At 41.7% G+C, this 7,871-nt stretch carries 7 protein-coding genes; 3 read left to right on the forward strand and 4 right to left on the reverse strand.

Translation table 11 applies throughout. From position 1 onward, the window contains the following. Positions 1-25: 25 nt before the first annotated feature. The 3 genes from VB775_RS14835 to VB775_RS14840 all read right to left on the reverse strand — a co-directional run bounded on the left by VB775_RS14835 (position 26) and on the right by VB775_RS14840 (position 1,479). Complete coding sequence (locus tag VB775_RS14835) at positions 26-370, reverse strand: PDDEXK nuclease domain-containing protein (RefSeq protein WP_407072938.1); 345 nt, start codon at positions 368-370, stop codon at positions 26-28. A 512-nt stretch (positions 371-882) separates the two neighbouring features. Continuing rightward, positions 883-1,026 (reverse strand): DUF6887 family protein, encoded by a 144-nt coding sequence (locus VB775_RS26495; protein ID WP_407072998.1) that lies wholly within the window; start codon positions 1,024-1,026, stop codon positions 883-885. After that, positions 1,027-1,479 (reverse strand): DUF29 domain-containing protein, encoded by a 453-nt coding sequence (locus VB775_RS14840; RefSeq protein ID WP_281006518.1) that lies wholly within the window; start codon positions 1,477-1,479, stop codon positions 1,027-1,029. Between the two features lie 103 nt (positions 1,480-1,582). Between VB775_RS14840 and VB775_RS14845 the strand changes: the two genes are divergently transcribed. From VB775_RS14845 to VB775_RS14855, 3 genes are all read left to right on the forward strand, one after another. Beyond that, the gene (locus VB775_RS14845; RefSeq protein ID WP_281006517.1) at positions 1,583-2,590 is read left to right on the forward strand and encodes a VWA domain-containing protein; all 1,008 of its coding nucleotides are present in this window, start codon (positions 1,583-1,585) and stop codon (positions 2,588-2,590) included. 373 nt (positions 2,591-2,963) lie between these two features. Continuing rightward, positions 2,964-5,237: an OmpA family protein gene (locus VB775_RS14850; protein WP_281006516.1), complete on the forward strand. Its 2,274-nt coding sequence runs from the start codon at positions 2,964-2,966 to the stop codon at positions 5,235-5,237. A gap of 134 nt (positions 5,238-5,371) precedes the next feature. Next, on the forward strand, positions 5,372-5,686 hold the full coding sequence (locus VB775_RS14855) for a DUF6679 family protein (RefSeq protein WP_281006515.1): 315 nt from the start codon (positions 5,372-5,374) through the stop codon (positions 5,684-5,686). 240 nt (positions 5,687-5,926) lie between these two features. Here the strand turns inward: VB775_RS14855 and VB775_RS14860 are convergent, their stop codons facing one another. After that, complete coding sequence (locus tag VB775_RS14860; protein WP_281006514.1) at positions 5,927-7,486, reverse strand: hypothetical protein; 1,560 nt, start codon at positions 7,484-7,486, stop codon at positions 5,927-5,929. Positions 7,487-7,871: the final 385 nt, after the last annotated feature.

Genomic DNA, 7,871 nt, shown 5'->3' on the forward strand with positions numbered 1-7,871 from the left:
TTGGTGATATACATTATTTATCTTCTTAATCATCATCAATCCTAACTAAAGTTTCTAACTCTGCTTCCAATTGCTCTATAGTTGGTAAATTCTCTTGTAAATGCTTGGGTAACTGATAAGTAGAAACTCCCATCGGTTTCTTCATCTCTTGCAGCGCAAATTCAACAATTGTTTTATCCTTCGATTTACAAAGAATTATGCCAATAGTTGGTTGGTCTTGGGGCGATCTGTGTATATCAGAGGCTCTCTTCAGTACTTTTAAGTAGCTAGGCATAAGAAAACTTAAAAAGCAAAGATTAAGATCTCCGACTTTTTTTGTGAATTTGCAAATTGTCTTTGCTTGCCTAGAAAAAGTCGGGGATCTGGGCATTTACAGGTTTCTTTTGCTGACCTACTTAATTAGATCGAGAATCTTAATGTTATACCCCCACGAGATTTGTCCAACAAGCTGTTGGACTATTTGTCTGTCAGGATATGCCGCAGATCTCACACACCATCACCTGCACAGGCAAACCAAACAACAAAATCCCTAACCGAAATGATCTCTGGCGTAGGGGTTGAGCATTTGCGCCACCATTCCTAAACTCATCACAGAAATCACAATCCGCAAATGCTCAACCCTCTTTATCCATTTGCAACAAATTGTCCCCGCATTACGTTTTCCCTCCGTTAGGAAGCTTGGGCAAAGCATTCCCAAATCATGGGGATCTGAGAATTTGTAAATATTGGCGGGAATGCTTTGCCCCTAAAAGATCTCAAATATTAGCAATTTCTATATTTTGACTTTTGAGAATACTCACTTCCCAGTGAAGAATTAGACGTTGCGGCGCAACGTCTAATTCTTGGTTTTATATTTATATTTCTTTGGTGAGAAGGAAGTATCTAAATAACTTTAGTTTTGGATGCCAATTTTTGACGAATAGCAGCTTGTACTTTTTGGTCGAAATCAGGATCGCTAGGACTGACAATAACCTTAAGAGGCTGTTGGTTTAAACGGTCTAAATAAGCCTGAAAATATGTAAATATCTACTCTTCCCAAAAATCAACATTTAGCATTGTGTCAATATCGCGGCTAAACTGCCAAGTATCAGGAAACTGATAAGCCTTATAATTTTTGCGAACCGATCGCAGTGCCAACTTAAAAGCAATATCAAAAGACTCATCCCACAAAGCTTTTAGGCTAGGTGAGTCCATTAGCGTTAGTTCAATATCATTGCGCTGCGTGCTGATTGTATTTTCCCAACCGCTAAAGCAGTCAGGCATGTCAACATACATCCTTTTGAGTAAATGCTCTAACAGAACTGTCAGTCGGCTTTTTATCTCCTTTCTCTCAGATTTACCCAAACTCTCAATCTCCTCGATCAAATTATCCAAATCCACATTCTCAAAGTCTCTAGCCTTTAACTTTGCTATAGTCTCTTGAGTCCAAAGCAAATAATCAGAATCGTATAAGGATTTTCTGGCAACTAGCTGAGTCATGAGATTTGTAACTCCTGAAGATTTACTAGTAACTATTTTAGCTGTAACTTGATTGAGTTAAACTACGTTACTATTTTGATGTGAAATATCAGAGAGTCCGAGTATGCAGTTAAAAAGTGTCGTTCAACCCTTTGGTGAAGTCAATGTTTATCCCCAAAACAACGGAGATATTGACATCGTTGCAACTATTCTGATGGTTCCAGACATTGAAGGCGCAAGAGTTGGCTTAGCCTTAGATGGTTCAGCCTCGATGAAAAAAATGTATGGCATCAGTGGTGTTGTCAGTAGCTTTTTTGCTAGTGCCGCCGTTACGAACAACGTCGTTGAGCCAGTAGCAAGGGTGATGGTCAAGTATCTTGCCAATTTTGCCGCGACGGGTAAAGTTGACTTGCTCAACTGGGCTTGTGGTGCAGCAGGTCAACTGATCGAAGATCTGGGTAGCTTTAGTGGTGAAGAGATCGAGCAAATTGCGATTAAAGGTCCCAAAATTCCTTGGGGAACAGGAACGAAACTATTACCGCCTTTACAATATTTCATTAACAAATATAAAGATGCACCAGCGATCGGGGTAAAGCAACCTGCGGCGATCTGTCTGATTATCACCGATGGCATTATCGAAGATCTGGAAGATGTCAAGGAATACTGTTTTAAATATGCGCTAGAAATTGCCGATCAAACGAAACCGTTTATCAAGCTCTTATTGATTGGTGTTGGCAACGAGATTGACGAGAAGCAACTGGAAGAACTAGATAATATGTTTGAAGGAAGCTTTGTCAAAGATGCCGCAGGTCGGGAAATTGATCTCTGGGATTATCAAGTTGCAGATGACATTCAGATTTTGGAACAGATTTTCAAAGAATTTGTCTCTGCGGAAACGATAGTTACGCATTATGGAAGAATTCTTAATCAGGCAGGAGAGGTTTGCGAAGAATATAACTTCGGTGTACCTGCATTGATGCGTTTCAAGTTACCTGCGGGTTCTACAGCTTTCACCCTAGAGTTTTCAGGTGGAAACGTGACGCAAGACATTACAGAAGCTCTGCCTCTGGAGCTAGAGGCTCCTCTGATTACAGAATCTGAACAATGGAAAGATGTTGTAGATTTCGTATGAATTACCACCTTTAATTTCCCCTTGCAAAGGGGGAAGACTAGAAAACTTGTACACACAAATTATCCACGATATCGTGAGCTACCAAAGATCCCCCCCAGCCCCCCTTATAAAGGGGGGGAGAAAATCCCCCCGCTTTATAAGCTATCGTGTACACACAAGCCTCTCTGTCTACGTTTGAGGGTTTAGCCCCCCCCCCAGCCCCCCTTAAAAAGGGGGGAGAATTTTCTTCTTCCCCCTTTTTAAGGGGGATTGAGGGGGATCGTTAGTAACTCACGCTGTAGCTAATAGCTTGTGTGTAAATGGTAACCCCTTTGTAAGAGAAGGCTAGGGTTATCTAGATAATTAAAAATCAAAGCAAGAGAAATAGAATGCCATGCTACATGAAAATAATTCCGAGCCTATTGAATTAGAACGTGCAGACAATGGTGAAATCAAAAGTAAAATCGATAATAAAGACAAGAACGAATTAAGGACTGAATCAAAAAGCTGGCAAATGCCAGCTAATTTGGTAGCCGCCGAGTTTGGTGAAGTGAACGTTTGGCGACATATCCCAGAGACAACTTCTGGATCTGCCGAATGTCGAGTGGAATTCTCGATCGCGATGGAGCCGCAGGGGAAATTTGCTGAAGGTTGGCGAACTGGACTGGCTCTGGATGCTAGTGCCTCGATGAAACGCGCCTATGGGCGTAAGGTGGAAGCGCGTGTCGATCCTGAACTGTTGGTTGACTATATTAAGCAGGGTAGATTGCGTTCTTATTTAGAGGATGGAGAACCGATTCGCAAGATTAAGCGGGAAGCGTTTGCAGAGATCCAAGAACGTGGTTATGAGATTAACTATACAGAAAATATCTTGCAGCCATTGGTTCAAGATTTTACGGCTTATTTGGCAGGTAGTTTGGATGGAACTGGAAAGACTTCGCTTATTTATTGGGGTTGTGGTGAAGGCAATGAAATTCAAGTGTTAGGCGAGTTTGATCATGCGAGTTGTCAGCAATTAGCGATCGCTGGGCCCGCAACTTTTAAGCTGGGTAAGACCACAAAGCTATTACCTGCGATCGCCTATTTTGTAAATCAATATAGCCAAGCTCAGCAGGGGCTTTATGTATTCTTGACCGATGGCAGGATTGATGATTTAGAACAGGTCAAGAACTATACCAAGGAACTAGCGTTAGAAATTGCAGTTGGGAAAAGAAACTATTTAAAGTTGATCTTGATTGGGATTGGGAATGATGTCGATCGCTATCAGTTACAAGAGTTAGATGATTTTGATACTGGGCTAGATATCGATATTTGGGATTATAAAATTGCTAGTGAAATGACTAGTCTCTCGCAAATTTTTGCGGAAGTGGTCAATGAAAACCAAGTTATTGCTGATCGTGGATCAATTTATGACGATCAAGGAAATTGTGTCAAATCCTATCCTAAGGGTTTACCTGCCAAAGTGGATTTCGTCATGCGCGATGATTCGCAATGGTTTGAGCTAGAGGTGGGCAATCAACGCATTCGCCAAGCGGTAGTTGTCGGAACGGCGATGGCGATCGCTCCTTTTGTGAAGAAACAGCTTTTCGATTTTGAGATTAAAGCTCAGGAAAATGAACAAGCGGCGGCACTAGTCGATCGAGAGCAGGAAATTGCCAATAATCAGATCGCGGCTCCGAGCAGCCTATGGAAAATATTGGCGGGTTTGTTGATTGGAGCAGCTTTTATTGGGATAGCGATCGCCTTTGGTATTTTAATTCAGCGATCGGATGATAGTAAATTGCAAAATCAAGCTGTGCCAAAGGTGATTAAAGAATCAGTGCTTGAGCCAAAGCCAGATTTCGCAAACAAGTCTAACAATATGCTATCTAGCGCTAGCGCTCCCAAATCTGGTACTCAGAATTCTAATAAAGCAACCAATCCAACAACAGCAACTAATCCAGCAACTAGTAAAGATCGTAATAAGCTGAATGGTAAGACTGACAATCTATCTAGTAATAATTCCGTCAAACCACTAGACAAATCATCTAACGCACCTAGGAATAATATTGGCAATACTAGCAATATTGAGAATAATTCTCTAACTAATTCTGGCAAAGTAGATGGTGATATTCCTAAAAAAATAACTGGAGATAGTTCTAGCAATAATTCTGAGAAAACCACTATCGATAATTCTTCTAAAAATGTTAGTTCTGGTAATTTAAATAATAATGTAAAAAATATCCCCAAAAATGGGCTTAAAAATGATTCAAATTCTATAACCCAGAATAAGACTGGCGATCGCAGCATTAGCAGTATTAATAGTTCAATTTTGCCAATTACAAATCCAGACGTAGAAGTAGTAGTTTTCTTTGCTTCTGATGAGTCGCAACTCGTATCTAGTGAAGAAGCTAAAATTGATGATTTCTGGTCAAAAATCCAAAGAAAACGCGGAATCATCCAAGTTAGTGGTCATGCCGACAAAATGGGGGATTATGACTATAATCTTGACCTCTCACAAGCAAGAGCCAATGAAGTCGTGAATTTACTACGCGATCGCGGCTTAGATGGTAACTACAAAGTTACTTTCGAGGCATTATCTTGGTTACAACCTTTGCGTAAAGATATTACAGCAACCGATCAAGCGTTTAACCGTCGTGTGGTTATTCAGTTCAAAGAGCTGCGCTAATTTTTTATTCATAACTAAAGTTTAAAAAATTTCAAATACCTGTGTAGTCGTTTACAATGATAATGGTTAGTTTTTTTACCTTGTTGAGGTATGCTCTAACCTTAAAAATTATGTAACCCTGAGGACATAAGCGAATGCTACATCGCAAAATATACCAACTTTGTGAAGCCAAGAGCGATGTTTGGATTTACCTGAGGGATCAGGGACGTTGGCTAGAAAGAGCCAAGATATTGGATATTGAAGGTGACGTGGTAACGATTCGTTACGAAACTGAGGATGAAGACGAGGTTTGCTCTTGGGAAGAAATGGTCAGATTAGAGAGTATTGGCGCTGTTACTCAAAGATTATCTTCATTTACCAAAACAGGAATGTCATCCAACGATATCCCTGTTTCTGATGATTGCCCTGAAGCTGAACAAATCCGCCCCCGCAATGATCCTGACAAATAATTGATCAACAAAGGTGGCTTGAAGCGTCCCTTTGTTTAACCATAGAGTGGGCGCTTTGCGTCCACTCTAATTTTATGCAATTCGACGAAAGAGAAAAATGGTAAGAATCGCTAAGCGATTCTTACCATTTTTCGCCTACCCCTCACTAGATTGGCGATCGCTATAGCAATGTAAGTTTTGCCTAGAAACCCAAAAGATGAGTGGCGGCGCAAAGCGCCGCCACTCATCTTTTGGGTATTGTTAGTTTTTCCCAACCACAAAAGGCCTATCGATACTTTGATTATATTTTGCGCCGCTCTTGGTGGTTTGATTAATTACAATTCCATAGGCTGCGTTGTAATCAGCTTTTAGCCAAGGAGCACAATAACGACCAACAGGCAAAGTGTAAATATTGCCATTAACGATCGCCCCCTCACTAGGTTGTAATTTCGGCGGAATCTTAAAGGTAACAGTACGCCGCTTGACATAATCGCTAGCGACTACACCCGTTGCCGATTGCTTGCTGAAGCATTGCACCTCGATTTGCGTATCCTTGAGCAGTTCTCGCACATTACCGCGATCGCTAAGAATTAATTGATTGTCAGTACCAACACCTGAGATTGTTTGTAATTGGAATGAACTGACGCGATCGGGATTGAATCCACCTGTAATCTTTACCACTTGCAGATTGTTTTCAGGAATAACTTGATATTCCAATGTCCCTGGTAATTGATATTCAAGTTCAGCATTCTCATTACGGACATTTACTGTTGCACCAATTTCCACACGATCAACACCCAAAGCTGTTGGCGTTTCTTTGGCAGTCCAATCAAATCGATAAAATAATCGAGCCGTATCTTTTAGATAGGTGTATCGATCGGAAACGTCGGAGCTAGGATGCAGTAAGCGCGATAAACCACTTCTCTCGACCCAAATATTTTTGACTAAGCCAACTTTTTTCCCGATCGCAGTTGCTAGAGTTGTGCGATCGCTAGTGACCTCCGCAGGAATATCTAAGCGCGGTACAAGGGTAACTTTTCCATAATTACCTGTCTCACCATTGCGTCCATTATTGCTAGGCTCTCCATTGCGTCCCCTCTGACAAGTATAAGAATTTGTTCTCGAAACTCCTTTATAGGTGCGGCGATAAAGCCAATCATCACGACGATACTCCGAAACTCGTGCAGATGGGCGACTAAAATCAAAGTCATCGCCTGACCGATTACATAGCCGAGTTTCTTTAGTATGTGACTGCCATGGAGCTTTAGCCTCGTTAAAAGGTCGGCGATCAATTTCCCAAGTGCAATATCTGATCCGCCATTCTGATTCTTGACATTCACAGCCCTTCCCTCCGACAGCGCCGCGTCCATTACGACCGCCTTTACCACCTGCATTGCGGATTTCTAGCTGTTTGAGCCAAGCGCTATCATTGTAAAAGATCGTAGCGTTACCACCATTGCCGCCACGCCCACCATTACCACCATCACCTCCACGTCCACCCGAAGCACCTATAAGGGAATATTCAGGACGATAGGGTTGTTCACAACTGCTAGCCGATCGCCCTGATGTCCCATCTTCAGCATCTTCCCCGATTGTGCCTGAGAGATCAAAAGCCGCAGGTTTACCATTACCAAGAATTTTGATGTCTTGACCATCTCGACCATTACGTCCGTCTCGTCCGCGATCGCCGTCTTGTCCAGTGCGCCCAAAAGTAGCTTGGGCGATCGCCTCTGAGTTAACTGACGGAATAATTAAGGGTAAGGACAAAATTGCGATCGGTAAAGCGTGGATTAAAGGTTTAAGCGATCGGGGTTTCCACATAAGGTAAAGCCTTCTAGATCAATCTACTTTTGTAGACATTATTACTACAGAATGGGTTCCAAATATATAGCTATATTCACCTGTATCAGGACAAATCAAAACCCAAATAGTGTAAGGCGGCGCGAAGCGCCGCCTTACACTATTTGGGTTTTATGTCCTAACAAGAATGGCAATAGATATACTAACTTCTGTTTAGAGAAGCTATTTCAATAAGATAGTGAAAGCGGGTTTGGAAACCAAACCCCTACTACATTATTTAACGTCAGTTCGACAGAGTAGACAAAAGCAAAAGAAAAGCTGAGACTAGGTTTGACAAACTAAAAGCCTCAGCAATATGAACAGTATCGTATCGCACTTGGATATCACGCGAATCTTCTGTGAAGTG

Origin of the sequence: Pseudanabaena sp. CCNP1317 (assembly GCF_034931345.1) — a bacterium.
Classification (GTDB): domain Bacteria; phylum Cyanobacteriota; class Cyanobacteriia; order Pseudanabaenales; family Pseudanabaenaceae; genus Pseudanabaena; species Pseudanabaena galeata.